Annotated in this window: 20 protein-coding genes and 1 riboswitch; of the genes, 11 read left to right on the top strand and 9 right to left on the bottom strand. The window is 44.3% G+C overall.

All coding sequences use genetic code 11. From position 1 onward, the window contains the following. The first annotated feature begins 93 nt into the window (after positions 1 to 93). Positions 94 to 1,149, top strand: coding sequence for a heme A synthase (locus AB4138_RS01285; RefSeq protein WP_372304735.1), 1,056 nt, complete (start codon positions 94 to 96; stop codon positions 1,147 to 1,149). Continuing rightward, the gene (gene cyoE, locus AB4138_RS01280) at positions 1,139 to 2,113 is read left to right on the top strand and encodes a heme o synthase (RefSeq protein WP_017066082.1); all 975 of its coding nucleotides are present in this window, start codon (positions 1,139 to 1,141) and stop codon (positions 2,111 to 2,113) included. The genes AB4138_RS01285 and cyoE overlap by 11 nt, the downstream gene beginning before the upstream one ends. Before the next feature lie 110 nt (positions 2,114 to 2,223). On the opposite strand, the gene gbpA is transcribed toward cyoE, so the two are convergent. Continuing rightward, positions 2,224 to 3,690: an N-acetylglucosamine-binding protein GbpA gene (gbpA, locus tag AB4138_RS01275; RefSeq protein WP_372304733.1), complete on the bottom strand. Its 1,467-nt coding sequence runs from the start codon at positions 3,688 to 3,690 to the stop codon at positions 2,224 to 2,226. 72 nt (positions 3,691 to 3,762) lie between these two features. Then, positions 3,763 to 3,852: riboswitch (cyclic di-GMP riboswitch) on the bottom strand. Positions 3,853 to 4,175: 323 nt separating this feature from the next. Here gbpA and AB4138_RS01270 point away from each other — a divergent pair. From AB4138_RS01270 to aroG, 4 genes are all read left to right on the top strand, one after another. Beyond that, positions 4,176 to 4,529, top strand: coding sequence for an XRE family transcriptional regulator (locus AB4138_RS01270; RefSeq protein ID WP_372304731.1), 354 nt, complete (start codon positions 4,176 to 4,178; stop codon positions 4,527 to 4,529). Positions 4,530 to 4,629: 100 nt separating this feature from the next. Continuing rightward, a complete protein-coding gene (locus tag AB4138_RS01265; RefSeq protein ID WP_102332021.1) occupies positions 4,630 to 5,301 on the top strand; it encodes a DUF3313 domain-containing protein in 672 nt (223 codons plus the stop codon). 13 nt (positions 5,302 to 5,314) lie between these two features. After that, the gene (locus tag AB4138_RS01260) at positions 5,315 to 5,530 is read left to right on the top strand and encodes a DUF3820 family protein (protein WP_004730103.1); all 216 of its coding nucleotides are present in this window, start codon (positions 5,315 to 5,317) and stop codon (positions 5,528 to 5,530) included. A 313-nt stretch (positions 5,531 to 5,843) separates the two neighbouring features. Then, positions 5,844 to 6,896, top strand: coding sequence for a 3-deoxy-7-phosphoheptulonate synthase AroG (gene aroG, locus AB4138_RS01255; protein WP_017061746.1), 1,053 nt, complete (start codon positions 5,844 to 5,846; stop codon positions 6,894 to 6,896). Positions 6,897 to 7,006: 110 nt separating this feature from the next. On the opposite strand, the gene AB4138_RS01250 is transcribed toward aroG, so the two are convergent. The 3 genes from AB4138_RS01250 to AB4138_RS01240 all read right to left on the bottom strand — a co-directional run bounded on the left by AB4138_RS01250 (position 7,007) and on the right by AB4138_RS01240 (position 11,239). Beyond that, positions 7,007 to 8,431: a phosphomannomutase CpsG gene (locus AB4138_RS01250; protein ID WP_372123037.1), complete on the bottom strand. Its 1,425-nt coding sequence runs from the start codon at positions 8,429 to 8,431 to the stop codon at positions 7,007 to 7,009. Positions 8,432 to 8,446: 15 nt separating this feature from the next. Then, positions 8,447 to 9,982, bottom strand: coding sequence for a mannose-1-phosphate guanylyltransferase/mannose-6-phosphate isomerase (locus AB4138_RS01245; RefSeq protein WP_372304729.1), 1,536 nt, complete (start codon positions 9,980 to 9,982; stop codon positions 8,447 to 8,449). Positions 9,983 to 10,069: 87 nt separating this feature from the next. Beyond that, on the bottom strand, positions 10,070 to 11,239 hold the full coding sequence (locus AB4138_RS01240; RefSeq protein WP_372304727.1) for a mechanosensitive ion channel family protein: 1,170 nt from the start codon (positions 11,237 to 11,239) through the stop codon (positions 10,070 to 10,072). Positions 11,240 to 11,425: 186 nt separating this feature from the next. On the opposite strand from AB4138_RS01240, the gene AB4138_RS01235 reads away from it, so the two are divergent. After that, entirely contained in the window at positions 11,426 to 12,082 is a 657-nt protein-coding gene (locus AB4138_RS01235) for a TrkA family potassium uptake protein (protein WP_019820412.1), read from the top strand. Positions 12,083 to 12,101: 19 nt separating this feature from the next. Next, positions 12,102 to 13,469: a TrkH family potassium uptake protein gene (locus AB4138_RS01230; protein WP_017065604.1), complete on the top strand. Its 1,368-nt coding sequence runs from the start codon at positions 12,102 to 12,104 to the stop codon at positions 13,467 to 13,469. A gap of 98 nt (positions 13,470 to 13,567) precedes the next feature. Here AB4138_RS01230 and msrB read toward each other — a convergent pair whose 3' ends face one another. Next, entirely contained in the window at positions 13,568 to 14,710 is a 1,143-nt protein-coding gene (msrB, locus tag AB4138_RS01225) for a peptide-methionine (R)-S-oxide reductase MsrB (RefSeq protein WP_017061740.1), read from the bottom strand. A 200-nt stretch (positions 14,711 to 14,910) separates the two neighbouring features. Between msrB and AB4138_RS01220 the strand changes: the two genes are divergently transcribed. Then, positions 14,911 to 15,309 carry an OsmC family protein gene (locus AB4138_RS01220; protein WP_017061739.1) on the top strand — a complete coding sequence of 133 codons (399 nt, stop codon included), beginning with the start codon at positions 14,911 to 14,913 and terminating at the stop codon, positions 15,307 to 15,309. Positions 15,310 to 15,461: 152 nt separating this feature from the next. Here the strand turns inward: AB4138_RS01220 and AB4138_RS01215 are convergent, their stop codons facing one another. The 4 genes from AB4138_RS01215 to phnW form a co-directional block, all read right to left on the bottom strand. Further along, positions 15,462 to 16,532 carry an OmpA family protein gene (locus tag AB4138_RS01215; RefSeq protein ID WP_017059500.1) on the bottom strand — a complete coding sequence of 357 codons (1,071 nt, stop codon included), beginning with the start codon at positions 16,530 to 16,532 and terminating at the stop codon, positions 15,462 to 15,464. A gap of 440 nt (positions 16,533 to 16,972) precedes the next feature. Beyond that, positions 16,973 to 17,791: a phosphonoacetaldehyde hydrolase gene (phnX, locus tag AB4138_RS01210; protein ID WP_372174817.1), complete on the bottom strand. Its 819-nt coding sequence runs from the start codon at positions 17,789 to 17,791 to the stop codon at positions 16,973 to 16,975. 92 nt (positions 17,792 to 17,883) lie between these two features. Next, positions 17,884 to 19,323 carry an aspartate aminotransferase family protein gene (locus tag AB4138_RS01205; RefSeq protein WP_372304724.1) on the bottom strand — a complete coding sequence of 480 codons (1,440 nt, stop codon included), beginning with the start codon at positions 19,321 to 19,323 and terminating at the stop codon, positions 17,884 to 17,886. Continuing rightward, a complete protein-coding gene (phnW, locus tag AB4138_RS01200) occupies positions 19,323 to 20,426 on the bottom strand; it encodes a 2-aminoethylphosphonate--pyruvate transaminase (protein WP_136999165.1) in 1,104 nt (367 codons plus the stop codon). Before phnW ends, AB4138_RS01205 begins: the two co-directional genes overlap by 1 nt. Positions 20,427 to 20,793: 367 nt before the next feature. Between phnW and AB4138_RS01195 the strand changes: the two genes are divergently transcribed. Beyond that, positions 20,794 to 21,804, top strand: coding sequence for a putative 2-aminoethylphosphonate ABC transporter substrate-binding protein (locus AB4138_RS01195; protein WP_372304722.1), 1,011 nt, complete (start codon positions 20,794 to 20,796; stop codon positions 21,802 to 21,804). A gap of 128 nt (positions 21,805 to 21,932) precedes the next feature. Continuing rightward, positions 21,933 to 22,429 (top strand): FAD-dependent oxidoreductase (locus AB4138_RS01190; RefSeq protein ID WP_372304720.1); only part of this gene is annotated, 497 nt, incomplete at its 3' end.

Below are 22,429 nucleotides of genomic sequence, written 5' to 3'. Positions count from 1 at the left end.
TTAAGTTGATAAGCTTGAGTTGATGAGCTTTAGCAGATTGCGTTAATGCTGAGTGTTGTTAGCGAAAAGGGAATAAGTATAGGGAGATAAACGATGCAGAATAAAGCCCCTGATTTACTCATGCACATGATGAGATTAACTATCTTGTTAACCCTTACCGTGATTGTGCTCGGCGCTTATACCCGTTTGTCTGATGCTGGCCTTGGCTGTCCTGACTGGCCGGGTTGTTACGGTAAGACCACCGTTCCGTCTGATGCCCAAGCGGTGAGTCAAGCCAATCTGCAATTTCCAGAGCGAGCTCTTGAAGCAGACAAAGCGTGGATAGAGATGATCCATCGCTACTTTGCAGGAACATTAGGGTTGCTTATCTTTGTCGTTGTAGCTTGGTGTATTAAAAAGAACATCACACCAGTTGGTCTTCCATTACTTATCTCTGCCACTGTGATTTTTCAGGCTTTGCTTGGAATGTGGACGGTGACTCTTAAGTTGATGCCCGTTGTGGTTATGGCGCATTTGATGGGGGGCTTCACGTTGCTGTCACTGTTGTGTCTGCTCTACTGCCGTTTGTCTCAATTCCAAAGCCGTTTTGGCGAGGCTTCTTATTCTCCAACACTTAAATTTTGGGCGTTGTTTGGGTTACTCATTGTGGTTGGGCAGATACTGCTTGGTGGTTGGACATCGTCAAACTATGCCGCTTTGGTGTGTACCCAATTGCCTATTTGTGAAGGTAACTGGATGAGCTACCTCGATTTCAAAAATGCGTTCGATTTTGCTCAACACGGACACGATAACTATGAGTTTGGTGTGTTGGAGTATCCCGCGAGGCTTACCATACATGTCATGCACAGGTTCGGGGCTATTGTGGCGACATTAACGGTGCTGATGGTCGTGTACCAGTTATGGAAGTTTGGCCAAGTGCCTCACCAAAAGCTGAGCATGATTGTCGCAATAGTGTTGTTTACTCAAATCAGCCTTGGGATCAGTAATGTATGGTTTCACCTGCCAATCTCAGTTGCGGTTTTGCATAACCTAGTCGCAGCAATGTTGCTCATCAGCATGGTTGTAACCAATTTTGTGGTGTGGCAACGCAAACCGAGTGAGAGCTTGGTGAAGAACAGTGTATTACAAGGAGGTAATCATGGTCAGTAGAACGTCAACACAGTATGAAGTGGTGGCTCAAGACGCAGCCTTAACTCATAAGATAACAGCCAATAATGACATAACTTTAAGTAACGAAAAGGCTGAAAAAAACAAAGCCACTTGGAAAGTTTATTTAACGCTGACTAAGCCTAAAGTGGTGGCTTTGATGTTGCTGACAGCATTGGTTGGGATGTGTTTGGCCGTGCCGAATGGATTGCCTTTGCAACAAACTCTGTTCGGAATGATTGGGATAGGGTTAATGGCAGGTTCAGCGGCTGCGTTTAACCATTTGATCGATAAAAAGATCGACGGCCAGATGACTCGAACAAATCGACGCCCTTTACCATCCGGTGAGCTGAGTAGTGTGCGTGTGTTTAGCTTTGCAGCAGGTATCGGCTTATTTGGGTTCGCTACGTTAGTGGTGTGGGTCAATCAACTCACGGCTTGGCTAACCTTTGCAAGTTTATTGGGCTATGCGGTCATCTATACCATGTACTTGAAGCGAGCGACGCCACAGAACATCGTAATTGCAGGGATAGCTGGCGCAATGCCACCGTTATTGGGCTGGACGGCAGTCACCAACGAGCTGCATTCAAATGCTTGGTTGTTGGTGATGATCATCTTTATTTGGACACCTCCTCATTTCTGGGCGTTGGCAATTCATCGTCGTGATGAGTATGCCAAAGTGAACATCCCCATGTTACCTGTGACTCACGGAATCGAATACACCAAGACGTCTATTCTTCTGTATACCTTTTTGCTTAGCATCGTGTGTATATTGCCTGTATTGGTTGGCATGAGCAGCTGGATATATCTGAGCGCTTCATTGGTGCTCAACGGCGGGTTTGTTTATCACGCTTGGGTACTGAAATATCGTGATGAACCCAATATGGCCATGAAGACCTTTAAGTTCTCCATCTATCATCTCATGATCTTGTTTGTGGCTCTGTTGGCAGACCACTATCTACTTTGATAACCGCATTTCTGCTGTTGCTGAATAAGAAAACGGATGCTCTGGGCATCCGCTTTTGTTTGGTTGATGACTAAAACTCACCCAATACAAAGTAAGTATCTAGCGAGTACTTAGTCCACTTTGTTCCAAGCACTTTGCCAGTGTGAACCGACACCTGGTTCGTACTGAGTTGCTGTTGGAGCCCATTGAACACAGTAGCCAGAGTATGGGAACTCTTTACACTGATAAACGCCACCATCGCTGCTTAGAACCTTTGTTCCTGCTGTGTAAGACTCAATGCTTTCTGGGAACACGAAGTCGTAGTCGCCTGCTGGTGGCGGTGTTTGCTCGTCCATTAGGTGGAAATCAAGCGTGTTCTGATCCACTAAGTTACCTTGGTCATCTTTCGTCACAACCACAAGCATGTGGTGACCAGCTTCAGACTTAGAAAGAGTCAGTTGAATATCTTCAACTTGTCCGTCTGTTAGGTCCGATTTCTGAGAGGCAAGTGCTTCACGGTGATGGTTGTACACGGTAAGCTCAGCTTGAATATCGCCTGTTGCCGCTAGCGTAAGGTCAAGCTGAGTAGGTTGGCTCTCATCGATAATGTACTCTGATTCTAAGCCTGTTACTTCTAGCTCATGCTCTGGTTCTGGAGTGTCAATCTTGTAGCCGATTTCCACACTGTTAAAGCCAGAACCTGCTCTTAGATAAACAGGGTTCGTGCCGTATACTGGCGCAAAATCGCCTTGGTCGTTCAATTGACCTGCTTTGATTTGCGTCTGCTCTTGATTGATTTTAGAAGAAAGAGCGTAAGACCAGTTATTGGCTTTGCCTTGCTCAGTACTTTCAATCACAAGCTCAGTGCTGTATGAAGCGTTCTCACCGGATTGGTCGAATACGCGAGTATAAACAGCATCACCAACATTCAGGTCTTGTGTTGGGTTGATTTGACCGCCTTGATCCCAATCCGGGATGATAGGGCCGTCGCCATCAAACTTCACATCGATAACGTTGTAGAAAGCCATTGCAGTATCACCCACATCCCATACGGCAAGGATCACTTGATAACCTTCACGCTCTGGCACATTACACAAGTGACTGACTTGCATCGGTGGCTGTTCCATATTGCCTTCAACAACACAGAATGGCGTTAAGTCAAAAGAGCTGCGAGCCAACGGCTGGTTTGGATTCCAGTCGGGTTGAGTAATGTAATATTTCCAATCGCGAGTCTTGTGGTTAGCTGTGAATGTCCACTCGAAGTATTGAGAACCAGACTTGATAGGGCGTTTAACCCAGCGGTCTGCCTTTTGTTCGTCTAGTGCTGCTGCTAAAGAAGATTGCGCACTGGCGATTTTCCCATCAGCAGGGCCAACTTCTGGGAAGCCTTCAGGGCCTTCTACACTTTGTGGTTCGTATTGGATACCACCACAGTTGGTGTTTCTCTCTTGCGTATCACTCGCAGGGAACTTACATAGGGCAACACGGCTCTCAGCTACGCCATTGTTGTATGCCGAGACATAACCGTGACCGAAGCTTGCACCGCTTACGCTAAGAAGCGATAGCGCGATGAGTGATTTTTTTTGGAGTTGTTTCATTATTTGTCCTTACTGTATTTGGCCGACAAAAAAGAGAACACCCCGGCATGCATTTACACTTAGATTCTATTAAGTGGCGGCCCCGCTATCATAGACAGAATATTTGTCGACAGACCGGTGGCTTTGCGTCCTATTCTTTCAAATAGTTTGCCAGAAGTGCGTTTGAGCAATCGAAATGTAGCCAACCAGTTTTATAAATGCGAATCAATCGATTGAAATGTGGAATGCCAATCTCGAACTTTTAATTCTTGATACAAATTAACTTGCTATATGTTTAGTTCGTTAACGTATAAATTATTGATATAAATAAAGAAAGCATTTGATCTAATCGTTTTAGTGAATGACTTTGGGTTGTTTCGCTTCGCTCTGTACAACAATTGTGCACATATCAAAACCAAACCTTTGGTTTCCACTAACCGAACCCTGACACGCCATGTATGAAAAACCGGACAATTGATTGGTATGAATTATATAAAGGAGCTGGTATGGAATTCACAGAACTAGACAGAGACGCGTTGTATCAAACGTGGATGTCACAAAAATCGAGAATGCGAATTACGCAGATGGAGTTTTCAAAAAAGCTAGGCATGAACCAGCTTGATTTCTCAAGAGTGCTAAGAGGGGAGACGCCATTAACCATGTCTTTCATTAGTCATTTTTGTCGTTTACTTCATTTGGAACCAAGGAATGTATTCCCCTCGCTAAAAGAGGTCAATGAATCGGTGCCTAAAGTGGTCTACCTGAAAAGTAGAATGAGTGTTGATGGTGAGATCCAAAATGCTTATATTGAAGGAAATCAGGTAATTGTAGAGTACGCACACACTGTTCAACATGATTAATTTTAGAGTTAGCTCTGATTTTTAACCCCCTTTTTCTACAACCTTTTCACATAGGGTATGTCATACTTAATTAGATTCCTTAATTTTGACTAAGTGCGTTATGAACCCTTTAAAAGTCCTTTTGCTTGTTGCAACCAGCATTTTCTTGCTTGGTTGTGCAGGCGGCCCAATTAGAACCGCTACTAAATTTACCAGCTACGAAGATTTTCAGGCTGGGCCTGACGGAGGCGTCGACTTGGTTTGGGCAAGGGTTGGGCTACGTGACGCGCAGCGTTTGAAATCCAAGTTAGATGACTACGATTCTGTAGTGATCGACCAAATTTTTGTTTTAGCAGAAGAAGGTTCGTTGGATCAGGAAGAGATTCAGGAACTCACTGAGCACATGGTTGCGCGCTTGGAAGATAAAATATCGCCTCATAAAACGATTGTCGATGAACCGACAGGAAAAACGCTCCGCTTGAGTATCGCTCTGAGTAACGTTGAAACGCCCAATCCGATCTTAGCTGTAACGAGCAGCGTTCTGCCGTTTGGCCTTGCGATGTCAACCATATCTAAGGTCACGACTGGTGAGCACACCAATGTTGGGAGTGCGAGTGTAGAGTTATTGGTCAGTGATGCTCAAGAGGGCACACCACTGTTTGCAGCCATCGACCGTGAAGCGGGTAACAAAGATTTTTCAACCATGATTGATTCGCTGGATGATGCCAAAGACGCGATCAACTATTGGGTTGAACGTTTAGGTGATACTCTACACAACATAGATGACGCATAGTAAAGACCGAATAATGCTAGAGAAAGAGAACCTGATTAAGTTGGCTCGAATGCAGATGCCATTTGGAAAGTACGCGGGTCGTACACTGATTGACTTACCTGAAGAATATTTGCTGTGGTTTGATAAAAAGGGATTCCCGTCTGGTGAACTCGGCGATTTATTGAAACTGTGCCTTGCTCTGAAAATTGAAGGGCTTGATAGTGTCGTCAAGCCATTGAAAAGAATGTAATTAAATAAAAGCTCACGCTGATCACGTGAGCTTTTTTGTTTTTGAGTTCGACACAATTTTACATGCATGATGTAGCTTGAAGAATGGCTCTTCTTACCTTGCTATAAAATACGCAATCGATAGCGTGTAAATAATGGTATACAGGGTGTTTTAAATATAAAACACAAAAAAAATTGCGTTTATTTTTAATTAGTGATTGAAACTAGAGTTTTTACTAGTTAAGTTACAGGGAACAAGAAGATTAGTGCTGATAGAAAGTGACGTGAGACAACGTACATTCAGCTCAAGGATAGAAAAAAGGAAGAAGTAAGCAATGTTCCAGACTGATGATGTAAGAATTAACAAAGTAAAAGAGTTATTACCCCCTGTTGCTGTTTTAGAAAAGTTTCCAGCGACAGAAGTTGCTTCTTCTACAACCTTTGAAAGCCGCAAAGCGATCCACAATATTTTAGAAGAGAGCGATGATCGCTTGCTTGTTATTGTCGGCCCATGTTCTATTCATGACACAGAAGCTGCTCTTGAGTACGGTAAACGTTTGAAAGTGTTGCGCGACGAACTTGGTGATAACCTTGAAATCGTAATGCGTGTTTACTTTGAAAAACCACGTACAACTGTTGGTTGGAAAGGTCTAATAAATGACCCGTACATGAACGATACGTTCAAGCTAAATGATGGCCTTCGTCTAGGACGTAAGCTACTGCTGGACCTAACTGACATGGGCATGCCAACGGCAAGCGAATTCCTAGACATGATCACGCCTCAATACGTTGCTGACCTAATCAGCTGGGGTGCAATCGGCGCACGTACTACAGAATCTCAAGTTCACCGCGAACTGGCTTCTGGCCTATCTTGCCCAGTTGGATTTAAGAATGGTACTGATGGCAACATCAAGATTGCAACAGATGCTATTCGCTCTGCTAGCGCTTCTCACCACTTCTTATCAGTAACTAAGTACGGTCACTCAGCTATCGTTGAAACAGCAGGTAACCCTGATTGTCATATCATCCTACGTGGTGGCAAAGAGCCAAATTACAGCGCAGAACACGTTGGTAAGATTAAAGAAGAGCTAGCAGCTTCTGGTCTTCCACAAAAAGTGATGATCGATTTCAGCCACGCAAACAGCTCTAAGCAGTTTAAGCGTCAAATGAACGTATCTGATGACGTAAGCGCACAAATTTCTGGTGGCGACAAAGCTATCTTTGGTGTGATGATTGAATCTCATCTTGTTGAAGGTCGCCAAGACCTGGTTGAGGGCAAAGCTGCAACGTACGGCCAATCTGTTACTGATGCGTGTATTGGTTGGGAAGACACTGAAACAGTACTTCGCCAGCTGGCAGATGCTGTTGAAGCTCGTCGTAACAAATAGACTAATTACAGTCAGCGATTAAGCTACTGAAAATTCAAAGCCCTTAGTTAGCAACAGCTAATAAGGGCTTTTTTGTGGATCTTAGTTGAAAACTGGAAGTGTCTGTATTCTTAAATGAGAAAAGACAGTAACTCGTCGACTTTAAGTGACAGTAAAGCTTTATCTTGTTTGGTTTCAACGTTAAGGCGTATTAATGGCTCGGTATTGGACTTTCTTAAGTTGAAGCGCCATGAGCCCATATTCATGCTGATTCCGTCTGTGTGATCGATCTCAACGGCATGATCTTGGTAGTGCGATAACACGCAAGCCATGACCTGCTCTGGGTCTGAGACTCTTCGATTGATCTCCCCGGAAGAGGGGAATCTATCTATACTAGTACTCGTTAATTGGTGAAGAGATTGTTGAGTTTTCGACATCAGCTCGATAACCAATAGCCAAGGAATCATGCCTGAATCGCAATATCCAAAATCACGAAAATAATGGTGTGCGCTCATTTCGCCCCCATAGACGGCATTCGTTTCACGCATCTTCTCTTTGATCAGTGCGTGTCCTGCTTTAATTCCAATCGCTTTTCCACCATGCGTTTTTGCGATTTCAATTGTGTTCCAGGTCATGCGCATATCGTGCAATACAGTCGTGTTAGGCTGTTTGACCAAGAATGCTTCAGCAAGCAACCCTACAATGTAATAACCCTCGATGTAATCGCCTTGCTCATCAAAGAAAAAGCATCGGTCGAAGTCTCCATCCCAAGCAATTCCAAGGTTGGCAGAATGCTCTAAAACGGCATCTCGAGTGGCTGCTTGGTTCTCTCTAATCAAAGGGTTTGGAATACCATTTGGGAAGTTTCCATCAGGGTTATGATGAACTTTGATGAAGGTGATAGGGACACCGAGTTCGTTAAATTTATTATCTAAAGCATCAATGATATGTCCTGCAACACCGTTCCCAGCATTAACCACAATCTTCATCGGTGACAGCTTTGATGGGGTTATGTACGAGAGTAGGTGCTCGACGTACGGAGCAAGAATACTGTTCGATCTACTAGAGTTACTTGGTTGTGCATGAACGAACGGTAAATTGCAGTTCAGCTCTTGATTAAGTTCTTCAATGCGTCGTTTGATTTCATCTAAACCACTGTTTTTACTGATAGGGCTAGCGTCTACACCGACCATTTTCATGCCGTTGTAATTGATTGGGTTGTGGCTGGCTGTGATTTGTATTCCGCCAATCGCTTTTAGGTAACGAGTCGCAAAGTAGACCTCTTCAGTGCCAGTCATACCTAGATCAATGACGGTAATCCCTGACTCGATTAAGCCTTTGGTCATGGCTTCTTGTAATGACAGGGAGGTTTTGCGGTTATCACGACCAATCACTACCTGCGCCAAACCATCGAGTGAGGTTTCAGGCTTAGCGGATAGGACGTATTCGCCAAATGCCTTACCGAGCAGGTAGGCGAGTGGCTCATTGATTTGTTTACCAATGACGCCGCGGATATCGTTGTTCTTAAAGCAGTTTAGGTCTAATGTTGGTTTCATCGATTTGTCGCTGCTTTATTTCGTTTGGTTGTGCTTTGATGAGTGGACTTGTTGCTTGCGCACGTCTCGCCCATAACTGTCTTGATATCGAATGATGTCGCCTTCACTTAAATGACTGCCTGTTTGTACTTCAATCATCTCGAGTGGGAGATCCCCTTGGTTCTCTAGGCTGTGAATATGACCTAAAGGGATGTAAGTGGATTGATCTTCTTCAACCAGATAGGTTTTCTCATTGTTGGTCACTTTCGCAGTGCCAGCTACTACTACCCAATGTTCCGCTCTATGATGATGCATCTGAAGTGAAAGCTGATGACCCGATTTTACGGTGATACGCTTAACTTTGTCTCGCTTTCCTAAATCAATCACATCGTATTTACCCCAAGGTCTAAATACCTCACGGTGATGAATATGCTCTGTTCTACCTGCTTGACTTAGTTGACTAACAATCGATTTAACACCCTGAACCTTGTCTTTATCTGCGACCAATATAGCGTCTTTGGTCTCGACAATAATCAGGTTATCGACACCTACAGTAGCAACTAGCTTGTTTTCAGCATGAATGTAGTTGTGTTGAGAGTCGACGGTTAACACGTCACCTTCAATGACGTTGTTATGCTCATCTTTGTCGCTTACATCCCAGATAGCAGACCATGAGCCAATATCATTCCAACCGACATCCATCGGGATCACAGCTGCGTGCGAGGTTTTCTCCATCACGGCATAATCGATGGAATCGCTTGGGCTGCTTTTGAATGCTTCAGCGTCGATACGGATAAAGTCGAGGTCGGTATTTTGCTTTGCAAGAGCGAGTTTACAAGCCGCTAATATCTCGGGGTGGTGTTCGGCGAGTTCTTCAAGATAGCGTGATGCCTTAAACATGAACATGCCACTGTTCCATAGGTACTGTTCTGAGCGGATGTATGCTTCTGCGGTTGCTTTATCGGGCTTTTCTACAAAGCACTCAATGTCGTAAGCATAATGGGTTGGTTGGTCTGTAGTGTTGGTTTCTAGTTGTAGACTAGAGACAAGAGGTTGCCCTTGTTTGATGTAGCCATAGCCAGTCTCTGGAGCATTTGGGGTTATACCGAATGTCACCAGTTTGCCTTGTTTTGCATAATCAACACCACGGTTAATCGATTGTTGAAATTCAGAGGTTTTAGCGATGTGATGGTCGGCAGCAAGCACTAATAAGATTGGGTCAGCCGTTTCTCCTTTAGTGCTATGAGACTTGGTCAAAGCTTGCAAGGCTGCAAGTGCGATGGCTGGCGCAGTATTTCTACCGACAGGTTCTAATAGAATGCCACTGTGCAGGACGTTAGTTGAGCGAATTTGTTCAGCAGCGATAAAACGATGCTCTTCATTACAGATAATGAATGGCGCATCGCAGCTGCTATCCGTTAGGTGTGCGTCGATACCTTGCAGGCGTTGAAGTGTTTGCTGAAGCATCGATTGTTCGCCAGCAATATTCAGGAATTGCTTAGGATAGAGCTCTCGAGACAGTGGCCAGAGGCGGCTTCCAGAGCCGCCAGCTAGGATGACAGGTAAAATCATAGAGTGGTAATTGTGTGCATTAGAATACTGCCATCATATTACCACGCTTCACGCTTATTACTTATCGATAACCAAGAAGGATGTTGACTATCGATGACCTTCCGTAGGGGAGTTCAACATATCTTTGGGATCGCTAACATTCTGATTATCAACTCGGCTTTGAACGCTGTTATGACCTTGAACATTAGAAAAGTCTTGAGGGTCAATCTTGAGTGTCTGTGTTGGGAACGCGATGTCTGCATTGTGTTTATGAATAATCGCCAGAACCTGTAACAGAACGTCTTGCTTCACTTTGTGGTACCTGATCCAGTTGACCGTTTTTGTGAAGGTATAGATAAAGAAGTTCAGTGTTGATGGCCCAAATTTGTCAAAGTTAACGATCAACGTCTGTTTGGCATCAATATCTGGGTGGTTCTCGAGCATGGTTCTTACATCATCAACAATGAGCGCCAATTTGTCTGCATCTTGATAACGAAGACCAAAGGTTTCATTGATTCTACGATTCAACATTCTCGATGGGTTCTCTACCACAATACTACTGAACACCGAATTTGGAACGTACAAAGGACGCTTATCAAAAGTGCGGATAATCGTCATGCGCCAGCCAATGCGTTCGACAGTACCTTCGATTTGACGATCGGGAGAGCGTATCCAATCACCGACTTTAAAAGGGCGGTCGAAGTAAATCATCATGCCGCCAAAGAAATTCGACAGTAGATCTTTAGCGGCTAAACCGACGATTAAACCACCCACACCACCAAAGGTAAGTAAGCCGGAAAGGCTGAGCCCAAACGCCTGCATGATGGTTAGGCCGCCCATCACCATAAAGAACAAGCGAGCGACTTTCGCTATCGCTTGTACTGTGGTTTCGTCTCTGGTTTTTTGCTCTAAGACATAGGCTTCTGTGTTAGTGATCATTCGTAAGGTAAACCAAACGAAGGTACAGATAATTAATATGTGCTTAAGTGTTTTTAACCAGTTGATTTCATTGCCAAACTGGTCTTGAAGGATGAGCCCGACAGATACAGTAGCAGGCCAACACCAAAGTAACGTGCTGACAGGGGTTTTTAGTGCTTCTAGCAGTAGGTCGTCCCAGTGGAATGGGGTTTTCTGAACCAGAATTTCTAAGCGATTATGGATAATTCGCCAAGCTACCCAAGCGAGAAAACTCGCAATAGTGATGAATAGGACGCTGTTTGCCCAATCACTATGGCTCTGGTTGATGTAGGTTTGTACTTGGGTTATGAATTCATTCATTGTGTGTGCTGCCGCAGAAATTATGAATTGGAAATTAGCAGAAACTCGAGTTGTTCTCTACCTTTATAAATCAAGCGATTATGACAATAGTATAACCTTATTCTTGCAGAACTAACTTTTTTTGAGATAGAAACTAATGTAGGTTTGGCTATCCCGTGTAATTAAAATTTCTAAACAGGATTTCAAATGAGCGACAAACAATATGCAGTTATCGGTTTAGGGCGATTTGGTTTATCTGTTTGCAAAGAGCTACAAAGTTCAGGCGCACAGGTACTGGCCGTCGATATTGATGAAGAGCGAGTGAAAGAAGCAGCGGCTTTTGTTTCACAAGCGATTGTTGCGAACTGCACGAGCGAAGAGACGGTGAAAGAGTTAAGACTCGATGATTACGATATGGTGATGGTATCGATAGGCTCTGACGTTAACTCAAGCATTCTAACGACTTTGGTGGTGAAAGAATCTGGAGCAAAAGCAGTCTGGGTTAAGGCGAATGATAAGTTCCACGGCAAGATCCTCTCTAAGATTGGTGCTGACCATATCATCATGCCCGAGCGCGATATGGGTATTCGTGTTGCTCGTAAGATGCTGGACAGACGCGTTCTCGAATTTATCGACCTTGGCAGTGGCTTAGCGATGACGGAGATTGTTATTGGTTCTAAACTGTTGGGTAAGAAACTTGGCGATCTTAAGCTGTGTAAAGAAAATGGTGTTGAGGTACTTGGCTTCAAGCGAGGGCCGAACCTCACTAAAGCACCAGAATTGGATGTGAGTTTAGAAATTGGGGATGTGGTGATCATCGCTGGGCCGAAAGAGACCTTATCTAGAAAGCTACGCAATTGGTAATTGGCAATAAGGTAACAGTATGAATTCGTTAAAACGAAAAGGTACTTTCTACACGCTTAAGAGTGATAAAAAGCCACGTAAAGGCTCTGAACCTAAGATTATCCTTACGAGCTTCTTAGGCGTACTTATCCCCTCTGCAATATTGTTGACGATGCCTGTATTTTCTGTGACAGGCCTAAGTTTTACGGATGCACTGTTTACAGCAACCTCGGCGATCAGTGTGACAGGATTAGGTGTTGTCGATACCGGTGAGCATTTCACCTTGGCGGGTAAAATCTTACTGATGTTCTTGATGCAAGTCGGCGGGTTAGGGCAGATGACTCTATCTGCGGTACTGCTTTACATGTTCGGTGTTAGGTTAAGCCTTAAACAACAAGCACTCGCGAAAGAAGCGCTTGGCCAAGATCGTAAGATTAACCTTCGTAAATTGGTTAAGAAGATCATCATCTTTGCATTAGTGGCTGAATTTATCGGTTTTGTATTGCTCTGCTTCCGCTGGGTACCTGAGATGGGATGGTCAACGGGCAGTTTTTATGCTCTATTTCATGCGATATCTGCATTCAATAACGCAGGTTTTGCACTGTTTTCAGACAGTATGATGAGTTTTGTTGATGATCCGCTGGTGATCTTCACCTTAGCTGGCTTGTTTATTTTCGGTGGGCTAGGCTTCACAGTCGTCGGCGACCTATCGAGTAACTGGCGTAAAGGTTTTCGACATCTTCATTTACACACCAAGATTATGCTAACCGCCACTCCGACTCTATTGTTGGTAGGTACGGTATTGTTCTGGCTGCTAGAAAGAAATAACTCAGCAACCATGGAAGGGTTATCGACTCAAGGACAGTGGCTAGCCGCATTTTTTCAGTCGGCAAGTGCTCGTACTGCTGGCTTTAATAGTGTGGATTTGTCTCAGTACACACAGCCTGCGTTGCTGGTAATGATTGTACTGATGTTGATTGGTGCAGGTTCTACCTCAACAGGTGGTGGTATTAAGGTTTCGACCTTTGCAGTAGCCTTTGTCGCAACGTGGACCTTCCTCCGTCAGAAAAAGCACGTGGTGATGTTTAAGCGCACTGTGACTTGGCAAGCGGTAACAAAGTCATTGGCCATTATTGTGGTAAGTGGGGCGTTATTAACCACCGCGATGTTTTTGTTAATGCTTACTGAAAAGGCAGCGTTTGATCGAGTCATGTTTGAGGTGATTTCAGCCTTTGCAACGGTTGGCTTAACCGCTGGCTTAACCGCGAACCTGACTGAGCCAGGTAAATACATCATGATTGTTGTTATGGTGATTGGACGTATCGGTCCTTTGACCTTGGCTTATATGCTAGCTCGCCCAGAACCTTCCTTGTTGAAATATCCAGAAGACACGGTGTTGACTGGTTAATTAGGTTCACGGGCTGATAAATAAAGCTCTGTAAATAAAAACAAAGCCAGCGATATGCTGGCTTTGTTGTTATAGGCTGTTCGTTAAATGCTGAATGCTTAGCCCTCAAACATCTCAACGTATTCCTCATAGCCTTCTTCTGCTAATTTATCCGCTGGGATAAAGCGCATTGCGGCTGAGTTCATGCAGTAACGTAAGCCTGTTGGTTTTGGACCATCTTTAAATACATGTCCCAAGTGAGAATCACCAAACTTACTGCGAACCTCTGTTCTTGGGTAAAGCAGTTTGTAGTCAGTAGTTGTGACGACATAAGCCTCGCTGATTGGCTGTGTAAAGCTCGGCCAGCCTGTGCCTGACTTGTATTTGTCTTTTGAAGAGAACAATGGCTCCCCAGTTACGATATCAACGTAAATACCTTCTTGCTTGTTATCCCAGTATTTGTTGTCAAATGGGCGCTCAGTAGCGTCTTCTTGCGTTACATCGTATTGAAGTGCTGTAAGCTTCGCTTTGATCTCTGCATCAGACGGTTTTACGTATGTTTTAGCATTCGCTGTCGCATTCTTACTGTCGATGATCTGACGTAGTGTTTTAGGGTTGTCCTTTCTATCATCACCGAAGATCTTATCTAGGTACTGATCGCGGCCAGAAGCATAGCGGTAGTAGTTATAACGAACCTTACTCTTCTTGTAATAATCTTGGTGGTAATCTTCTGCTGGCCAGAACTTCTCAAATTTTATCAGTTCTGTTTTTAGTGGTGCACCAAAGATATTAGCTTTGTCGATCTCCATCATGAAGTTCTGAGCAACATCTTTTTGTGCTTGGTTATGATAGAAAATAGCCGGTCGATAATGACGGCCTCGGTCTACAAAAGAGCCTTTGTCATCGGTTGGATCGATGTGTCTGAAGAATTGGTCAAGAACCTGTTCATAGCTAACAACATCAGGGTTATAGGTCACATTGATTACTTCGATGTGACCCGACTTGCCTGAGGATACTTGTTTGTAGGTTGGGTTTTCTAGTTCACCGCCAGAATACCCAGAGATAACGTCGGTGACGCCTGTCAGCTTTTCTAGGTCGGATTCTGTACACCAAAAACAACCACCAGCCAGTGTCGCGATTTCACTATTACCTGAATTAGCTGTTTTATCCATTGTATTGGCAGTGCCAGTCTGGCTTACAAACAGCGAAATCAGTGGTAGCGCAACCACGAGTGATACCAATATTTTAGATAATTTATTCATAGATACCTCATCTTGACGTTCTTCTCATTCGATTTTGAATGTACGAATAGAGACAGGTTTTAGATGGAAAAAATTGCATCATTCACAAAAAAATATGTCGCCGAGAAAATCTTGCTCATAAATGCCGCCAGTAGTAGGGTGTCAGTATTGATATCCAATAATAGACAGCGATGGCGGTTATCGTACATCTAAGGAACAACATGCAAGCAGAAGTTAAATGGGTCGAAGGCTTTAAATTCCTAGGTCAATCTCAATCTGGCCACTCTGTAGTAATGGATGGCAGTGGTGGTGCAACCGCGCCAAGCCCAATGGAAATGGTCCTTATGGCCGCTGGTGGTTGTAGCTCTGTTGATGTCGTCGATGGTTTGAAATCTGCAGGCCAGAACATCACAGGCTGTAACGCAAAACTTGAAACGACACGTCGTGAAACAGCACCAAAAATCTTTACTGTGATTAACATTCACTTTGAAGTGTCTGGTGACAACCTTGATCCTGAGCAGGTCGCTAAGGTGTGTGCGGATTCATTAGAAAAGTACTGTTCTGTATGTCTAATGTTAGGTGCTGGCGTAGAAATGACTCACAGCTGGGAAATCGTCTAGTCTTCTGATTGTACAGCTTGGCGGTAGGCTAATCTTTACGGCTTACGGCTTACGGCTTATCGCTTACGGTTTTTAGGCATAGCCAGACAAAGAAAAGGGCGGAGCACTTTAAAGTGCTCCGCCCTTATTATTTTAACCAAGGTAGAGTGCTATTATTCAGCAGCTTCTACGATAACTTCTTCAACTTGTACTTCTTCTTGGTATTCGAAACCAGGGATCGTTGCGTCAACACGACGGTTTTGAGCACGACCTTCAGCTGTAGCGTTTGATGCAATTGGATTCTCTTCGCCTTCACCTGACGCTGTAATACGGTCTGCTTCAATGCCTTGCTCTTCGATGTATGCGGCTACAGCAGCAGCACGTTTCTTAGAGATCATTAGATTATACTCAGCTGCACCTGTTGAGTCGGTGTGACCAACAACATCAACTGATGATTGAGGGTGAGCTTTAAGTACTTCAACTAATGGCATTAATGCAATTTTACCATCTGTAGACAGTTCAGTACTGTTTGTCTCAAACATACCTTGAGAGAAGCTCTCAGTTTGCGCTTTAGTAACAACCACGGTTGTCTTCTCTTCAACAACAACTGCTGGTTCTGTGATTGGCTCAGATGGCGCTTGAGTCACTGCTACTGCAGAAGCTGTTGCAGCCGCCGCTGATGCTGTTGTGTTGCCAGTACCGAAGTTGTAGCTAACACCAACTGATAGTAGGTTCGAGTTCAGGTCTTGAACGTAGTTGTCGTCGAAATCATCAAAGTATTGGTATTCAACACGTAATGCCCAATCAGAAGATAGTTGCTTCTCTACACCGATACCAGCAGAAAGAACGACGTCATCCTCGCCACCGTGTGAAATGTAAGCAGGACCTGCTTTAAAGAATACGTCAAACTCTTGTTGTACTGCTAGGCGGTACATTGGAGTTAGCGAGATTGCGATCAGTGGATCGCTGAACGCAGCTGTTGTGCCGTTCTTTGAAAAGCTTGTCTTGTAGTCGCCAAGGAAGTCTGAGCTTAGCTCAATACCAAATTTGTCATTAAAATTGTAACCAGAGTAGATGCCTGCACCAATTGCATCATCATCACATTTAGCACCGGCTACACATGCGCTGTCTAGCCAGCCCATACCCACTTTTGCACCTACATAAGTGGTTGCAGCAATAGAAGGCGCTGCTGCTAGGCCTGAAGCGGCAACAACAGCACACATGATTTTTGACAGTCTTTTCATAATCTTATCCTTGGATTAGCTATTATTGTTATCTGAACTTACCAGTAAAACGATCACTTATTGGGTTACGACACTGCTTATAATAAGTAAATCAAGGTGTTGGTTCAGGTGAACCTGTTTCTTTCTCAGTACTTATATTGTTAATCTGATTGCGTATTGGAGTCAATGAAATTGTTAAATATTATATATTTAAGATGCCTTTATTGTTGATTTTATCATTTGTTGGAATGTTTATGTTTAAGCTATAGCCTAGCCTCGTCTATTTACCAGTGGCGCTACGGGTAATAAGTAAAAAACTTGCGCTTTATCATGCTTATAAAACAAAAATCCCCACCCAATATGTATAACTCGAATGAGTACATGATTGGATAGGGATTTGAATTAAAGCGATTAGAGATGTTTTTCACGTACTTTACGTCACGTGAACGTCTCGCTTTTGCTTATGGGCGCTCTCCTGCCAGTAAACGCTGTTCAATATCTGCAATGACGCCTGGTAGGTCTGCAATGGTATCGATCAAGTAGTGCGGGTTTGATTCGTTTAGCCTAACGCTTGCTTTTTCACGTGCAGCTGTAAGTGTTGTCTCGTCTGCATCTAAATATTCTTGATACGTTAAGCCTGCTTCGTTACCTGATAGTACAAGGCCTACTGTCCACATACCTGCGTTGTGACCTTCATCGATCCCAGGTGCTGCATCATCCACTTTCACACATGCTGAAACGCTGGTTACGCCAAGGTCGATTACGTTTTTAAGTGCCATAAATGGAGCAGGGCGACCGCCTTGAGGTAGGTCATCGGTTGCTACGATGTTGTCTGGGTGGTAACCGTAATCTGCAGCAGCAGGGATTAGCACATCCATCACTTCACGTGGGTAACCTGAACAAGATCCGATCTTCACGTTCTTCTCTTTTAGGTTATTGACCACTTCTATCGCATTCAAAATAGGTGCTGCGTGATCGGCTACTTTCGCTTTTTGAAGAGGCATGAATGCCGCGTAGATCGCGTCAACGTCTTCACTTGTCATTGAGCGTCCGAACTGAGCTTTCCAACGAGCGTCAACAGCAGGGATTCGACCCACCGCTTGGATGTGATCCCATTTACCGATACCCATAGGTTCACGAGCTTCAGCTAAGTCGATGTCAAAGTCGAAACCTTGTTTGAATGCTTCAACGAAGATGCTAGTTGGAGCAAACGACCCAAAATCAACGATAGTGCCGGCCCAGTCAAAGATAACCGCTTGGATAGGTGATGTCGTGTTCATAATAGTGTCCTATTTTTGTGTCACTCCCAGTTCAAAGTTCTGGGAAACAAATGGTTGTTTAAGGTTATTGGTTTAAATGTTGATTTCGAGAATTAAAGGTATTCAAAATCTTTGCAGACTTTGGCTATCGCTTTTTCGAATACAGACAGAGCGACTTCTAGCTCGCTACGGCTGATGATCAATGGTGGGCTCAACTGAATCACATTACCTTGTGATACCTTAAAGCTCAGGCCATCGTTTAGACATTGGTAAAGCACGGCTTCTGCTTCATCGAAAGCTCGGGTTTTGGTGATATGATCGGTGACCAATTCCACCCCCCAGAGCAGACCGATGCCGCGAACGTCACCAATGACTGGGTACTTCTCTTTCATTTGAAGCAGCTGTTCACGCACGAATGCGCTGTCCGCTTGTACTTTTTCAAGTAGGTTTTCTTGCTCAATCACTTCCATGGTGGCGAGTGCTGCCGCGCAACCAATTGGGCTTTTTTCGTGGGTGTAGTGACCAAGAGAAACTTGCGCTGCCGTGTTGTATTTGTCTTTAGTGATCATGGCTGCGATTGGTACTAAGCCGCCGCCAAAACCTTTACCGATACAAAGAATGTCAGGTTCGATATCAAAAGCTTGGTGAGTGAACCATTCGCCACTGCGACCCATACCGTTTGGAATGTCGTCGATGATCAACATGACGTTATGCTTATCGCAGATCTCACGGATACGTTTCCAGTAAGCTTTGCTTGGTACTTGAACGTCTGTGTTACGCACTGCTTCCGCAATGAAGGCACCAATGCCACCTTCTTTTTCAATCACATACTCAAGGTAATCGGCATAGTGCACATCACATGCCGTCTCATTGTTATCGCCTGAGTTTTGCCCGCAACGCGATAAAGAGACATTAAGCGGAAAAGCACCACGATAGGAAACCGCTGGTGGAATGCGTTCTACGCCAGCCATTAATGGCCCCATGCCTTCGCGGAAACACGCTTCGCCACCCACTGAAATCGCATCAAGTGACGCGCCATGGAATGAATCCCACAATGACACTACTTTGAAATTATTGGTGACATGTCGAGCTAGTTTTAGCGCCATGCCGATCACTGATGTGCCACCGGGAGCAAACAACACGCGATTCAAATCACCACCGCAGATCTGTGTGAGTTTCTCAGCACACTGAACGGCCGTCTCATTGGTAAAGCGACGCGGTGAAAACGGCAATGACGCCATTTGCTGAGTCACTTTATTGATGATGTGTGGGTGACCATAACCTAGCTGGTGAACATTATTGCCGTGAAAGTCCATGTACTTCTTGCCCGTCGCATCTTGAATGTAGATGCCTTCAGCTGCTTCAAGTGTGTCTAGACAAGGCGTTGACATCGCTTGATGAAGAAATACGTCAGAGTCACGTTTTAACATCGCTTGAGTCGCATCATCGTTTAGCGACTCGTTCCATTTCTCACGCGCTGGCGTGGTGTTCACATCGCCTTCGCTTCGAAAGTGTGTCGCCTTTAGAACAGAATCTTGATTGGCCATCGTCATTATTTGATGTCCCAGTACATAGCATTCTTAATTGCGCCAATTAGAGCTTCAATGTCTGACGGATACACTTCACCGATGTTACCGATTCGGAAACAGTCGGCGTTTGAAACCTTGCCCGGGTAAATCACAAAACCTTGTTCTTTCAAACGGTCATAGAATTCCTTGAATTGGTAATCGCTATGAGTTGGAGAATAGAAAGAGGTAATGATAGGTGAATGAAGATCATCATTAAGCAGTGGCTCAAAGCCAAGAGAGCGCATACCTGCAACCAAGGTAGTTTGGTTGGTTTGGTAGCGATTATGACGAGCTTCGATGCCACCTTCTTGCTCCAATTCAAGTAGAGCTTGGTAGAAAGCTCGCACTGTATGAGTTGGAGAGGTGAAGCGCCATTTACCATGGTTGCTTTCCATGCAGTACCATTGGTCAAACAGGTCAAGGCTTAATGAACGAGCCTGGCCTTTGCATTTTTCCAGTTCCGATTGCTTCGCAATAACAAAGCCGAACCCCGGTACACCTTGAATACACTTGTTTGCTGAGCTGATCATGTAATCGACACCTAAGTCAGCGATATCCATAGGGATGCCACCAAAGCTCGACATTGCATCGAGAATGACGGTTTTGTTGTGCTGTTTTGCCAATTTGGCAATGTCTTCAATTGGATTCAGCATGCCTGTCGTGGTTTCACAATGCACAATCGCAACGTGAGTAATGTCTGAATCCATGGCCAATGCCGTTTCCATTTCGTTCAAGTCAGGCTGTGATGTTTCACCTGGGGAAACGACATGGCATGGAATGTTTAAGTATTCTGCGATTTGAGCAATACGAGCGCCGTACGCACCGTTATCAACAACAAGAAGCTTACCGTTGTTAGAGATAACGCTACCGATTGTTGCTTCTACCGAAGCGGTGCCGCTACCTTGCATTAATACGCTTGTATATCCCGCTTGCTTAGTCGCTAAAGTCACTAGCTTGCTACGAATCACTTCAACAACGTCTTTGTTGTATTCATCATCCCAAGTACACCAATCTTTTAACATCGCTTGGCGAACGGTTTCAGAAGTAGATAAAGGGCCCGGTGTCAGCAGTAAGTATTCGTTTCTCATGTTCAACTCTCGTGATTTTAATTTTGGACTATACCAATATTTAGAGTTACTTTAACAACCAATTTAAACGGTCGTAAATAGCCCAAACATCATTTTCACAAAAGCTTCATATTAAAAATGGTCACTTGTCTTGAGAAAGTTTTCGATCTTTAAATTGCCATTTTTCGTTCATTTAATCGTCACAAAAGCCAGTTAGCTTAATAATCGAAATCTGGTACATACCAGTGTGAGGGGTGTGTGCCAACAACTGGAATGAATTTTTGAATATAGGTGCCTCTCGATAGGGCTTCTAGCTTTAACAACTTTAACTTTGGCAATTTTTAATTTTGGCAACTTCTCACTCTAGAGTTGGGCCTGACTGGAGAAAATGATGAAAAACCGTTTTATGAAAGGATCACTTGCAGCATTAGTCACACTATTAGCTGGTAACGCTTATGCGGCACAGGAAGTGACGGTTTATACCGCTTTTGAAACTGACATCTTAGCGAAGTACAAAAATGCTTTTGAAAGCGAAAACCCAGACATCAACATCAAATGGGTTCGTGATTCAACAGGAATCATGACGGCAAAATTATTGGCTGAGAAAAACAACCCTCGTGCAGAAGTGGTGTGGGGCCTTGCGGGTTCTTCAATGGCTCTACTTAAGGAGGAGGGCATTCTTAAGCCTTACACTCCTCAAGGTGTAGAAGCGCTGCGCTCAAACCTCAACGATCCGCAATCTACTCAAGCTTGGTATGGCAACGATGCATTCTTCAATGCGGTTTGTTTCAACGAAGCGGTAGCGAAACAACTTAACCTACCAGCACCTAAATCTTGGGATGACCTAACCAAGCCTATCTACAAAGGTCATATTGCGATGCCAACCCCAGCGTCTTCTGGTACGGGTTATATGCAAGTGTCTGCTTGGCTACAAAACATGGGTGAAGACCAAGGTTGGAACTACATGCAGAAGCTAGACCAAAACATCGCTCACTACACGCACTCTGGTTCTAAGCCATGTGTTCAAGCGGGCATGGGTGAAGTCGCTATCGGTATTTCTATGGCGAGCCGTGGCGCTAAGCTGAAAACTCAAGGCGCGCCACTTTCAGTGATTACGCCTGAAGGTATCGGCTGGGAATCTGAAGCGGTAGGTCTTGTTAAGCCTTCTGATGCAGCACAACGTGTTATCGATTGGTCTATTTCTAAAGCGGCAAATGAGCTTTACATCGAAATGTACCCAGTTGTTGGTCACAAAGATGTGACAGGCAAAGCAGAGAACTTCCCTAATGTAGAAAAGAACATGGCAAAAATGGATTTCGCTCGCATGGGCAGCGAACGTGCCGACGTTCTTAAAACATGGTCTGACAAGTTTGACGCTAAATCAGAGCCAAAATCTTAATCTGACGACCTATTCAGTTACTTAACTACTTAACTATTTAGTTCATTAGAAGTTAGAAATCAGTAAAGGAAGGCTTCGGTCTTCCTTTTTTAGTTTTACGCCTTTAGGTTTTAAGTAAGGTACAACAAATGACAAAGCACTACTCATATTGGTTCAAGCAAGCGTTGGAACAAGAGTTTGGCAACATCCATGCGGGGCTAGATTCGGCTAAGCCGCTCCAAAAAGACGTCAACTGTGATATCGCCATTGTTGGCGGTGGCTATACGGGTTTATGGACGGCGATTTTAATCAAACAACAGCAACCAGAAAAGCATGTTGTCGTGATTGAAAAAGGCCTATGTGGTAGCGGTGCTTCTGGTGCGAACGGCGGTTGCATGCTGACGTGGTCAACTAAGTATCCGACGCTGAAAAAGCTCTATGGAAAAGAACAAGCGAAATGGTTGGTTAAGGAGTCGGAAAAGGTTATATACGAGATCGAAGCCTTCTGTAACGAACACAAGATTGACGCGCATCTATATCGAAGCGGTACTTACTACACGGCGACTAATGAAGCCCAAAAGGGTGGAATGGAGCCTGTTGTTAATGAGCTGGTTAAGCAGGGTATCAATCAGGGCGGGATCGCACT

It is taken from the genome of Vibrio sp. 10N.286.52.C3 (assembly GCF_041468865.1).
Classification (GTDB): Bacteria; Pseudomonadota; Gammaproteobacteria; order Enterobacterales; family Vibrionaceae; genus Vibrio; species Vibrio crassostreae_C.
Note: the sequence above shows the minus strand (reverse complement) of the source record. Positions and strands in the feature narration are given on the sequence as shown.

Excerpts from the sequence above, each read along its gene's own strand:
- phnW (WP_136999165.1), bottom strand. The coding sequence starts at position 20,426 with ATGAGAAACGAATACTTACTGCTGACACCGGGCCCTTTATCTACTTCT.
- AB4138_RS01265 (WP_102332021.1), top strand. The coding sequence starts at position 4,630 with ATGAACCCTTTAAAAGTCCTTTTGCTTGTTGCAACCAGCATTTTCTTG.
- AB4138_RS01235 (WP_019820412.1), top strand. The coding sequence starts at position 11,426 with ATGAGCGACAAACAATATGCAGTTATCGGTTTAGGGCGATTTGGTTTA.
- phnX (WP_372174817.1), bottom strand. The coding sequence starts at position 17,791 with ATGAACACGACATCACCTATCCAAGCGGTTATCTTTGACTGGGCCGGC.
- AB4138_RS01250 (WP_372123037.1), bottom strand. The coding sequence starts at position 8,431 with ATGAAACCAACATTAGACCTAAACTGCTTTAAGAACAACGATATCCGC.
- AB4138_RS01230 (WP_017065604.1), top strand. The coding sequence starts at position 12,102 with ATGAATTCGTTAAAACGAAAAGGTACTTTCTACACGCTTAAGAGTGAT.
- AB4138_RS01205 (WP_372304724.1), bottom strand. The coding sequence starts at position 19,323 with ATGACGATGGCCAATCAAGATTCTGTTCTAAAGGCGACACACTTTCGA.
- AB4138_RS01245 (WP_372304729.1), bottom strand. The coding sequence starts at position 9,982 with ATGATTTTACCTGTCATCCTAGCTGGCGGCTCTGGAAGCCGCCTCTGG.
- AB4138_RS01285 (WP_372304735.1), top strand. The coding sequence starts at position 94 with ATGCAGAATAAAGCCCCTGATTTACTCATGCACATGATGAGATTAACT.
- AB4138_RS01215 (WP_017059500.1), bottom strand. The coding sequence starts at position 16,532 with ATGAAAAGACTGTCAAAAATCATGTGTGCTGTTGTTGCCGCTTCAGGC.
- cyoE (WP_017066082.1), top strand. The coding sequence starts at position 1,139 with ATGGTCAGTAGAACGTCAACACAGTATGAAGTGGTGGCTCAAGACGCA.
- msrB (WP_017061740.1), bottom strand. The coding sequence starts at position 14,710 with ATGAATAAATTATCTAAAATATTGGTATCACTCGTGGTTGCGCTACCA.
- AB4138_RS01260 (WP_004730103.1), top strand. The coding sequence starts at position 5,315 with ATGCTAGAGAAAGAGAACCTGATTAAGTTGGCTCGAATGCAGATGCCA.
- gbpA (WP_372304733.1), bottom strand. The coding sequence starts at position 3,690 with ATGAAACAACTCCAAAAAAAATCACTCATCGCGCTATCGCTTCTTAGC.
- AB4138_RS01195 (WP_372304722.1), top strand. The coding sequence starts at position 20,794 with ATGATGAAAAACCGTTTTATGAAAGGATCACTTGCAGCATTAGTCACA.
- AB4138_RS01270 (WP_372304731.1), top strand. The coding sequence starts at position 4,176 with ATGGAATTCACAGAACTAGACAGAGACGCGTTGTATCAAACGTGGATG.
- AB4138_RS01240 (WP_372304727.1), bottom strand. The coding sequence starts at position 11,239 with ATGAATGAATTCATAACCCAAGTACAAACCTACATCAACCAGAGCCAT.
- aroG (WP_017061746.1), top strand. The coding sequence starts at position 5,844 with ATGTTCCAGACTGATGATGTAAGAATTAACAAAGTAAAAGAGTTATTA.
- AB4138_RS01220 (WP_017061739.1), top strand. The coding sequence starts at position 14,911 with ATGCAAGCAGAAGTTAAATGGGTCGAAGGCTTTAAATTCCTAGGTCAA.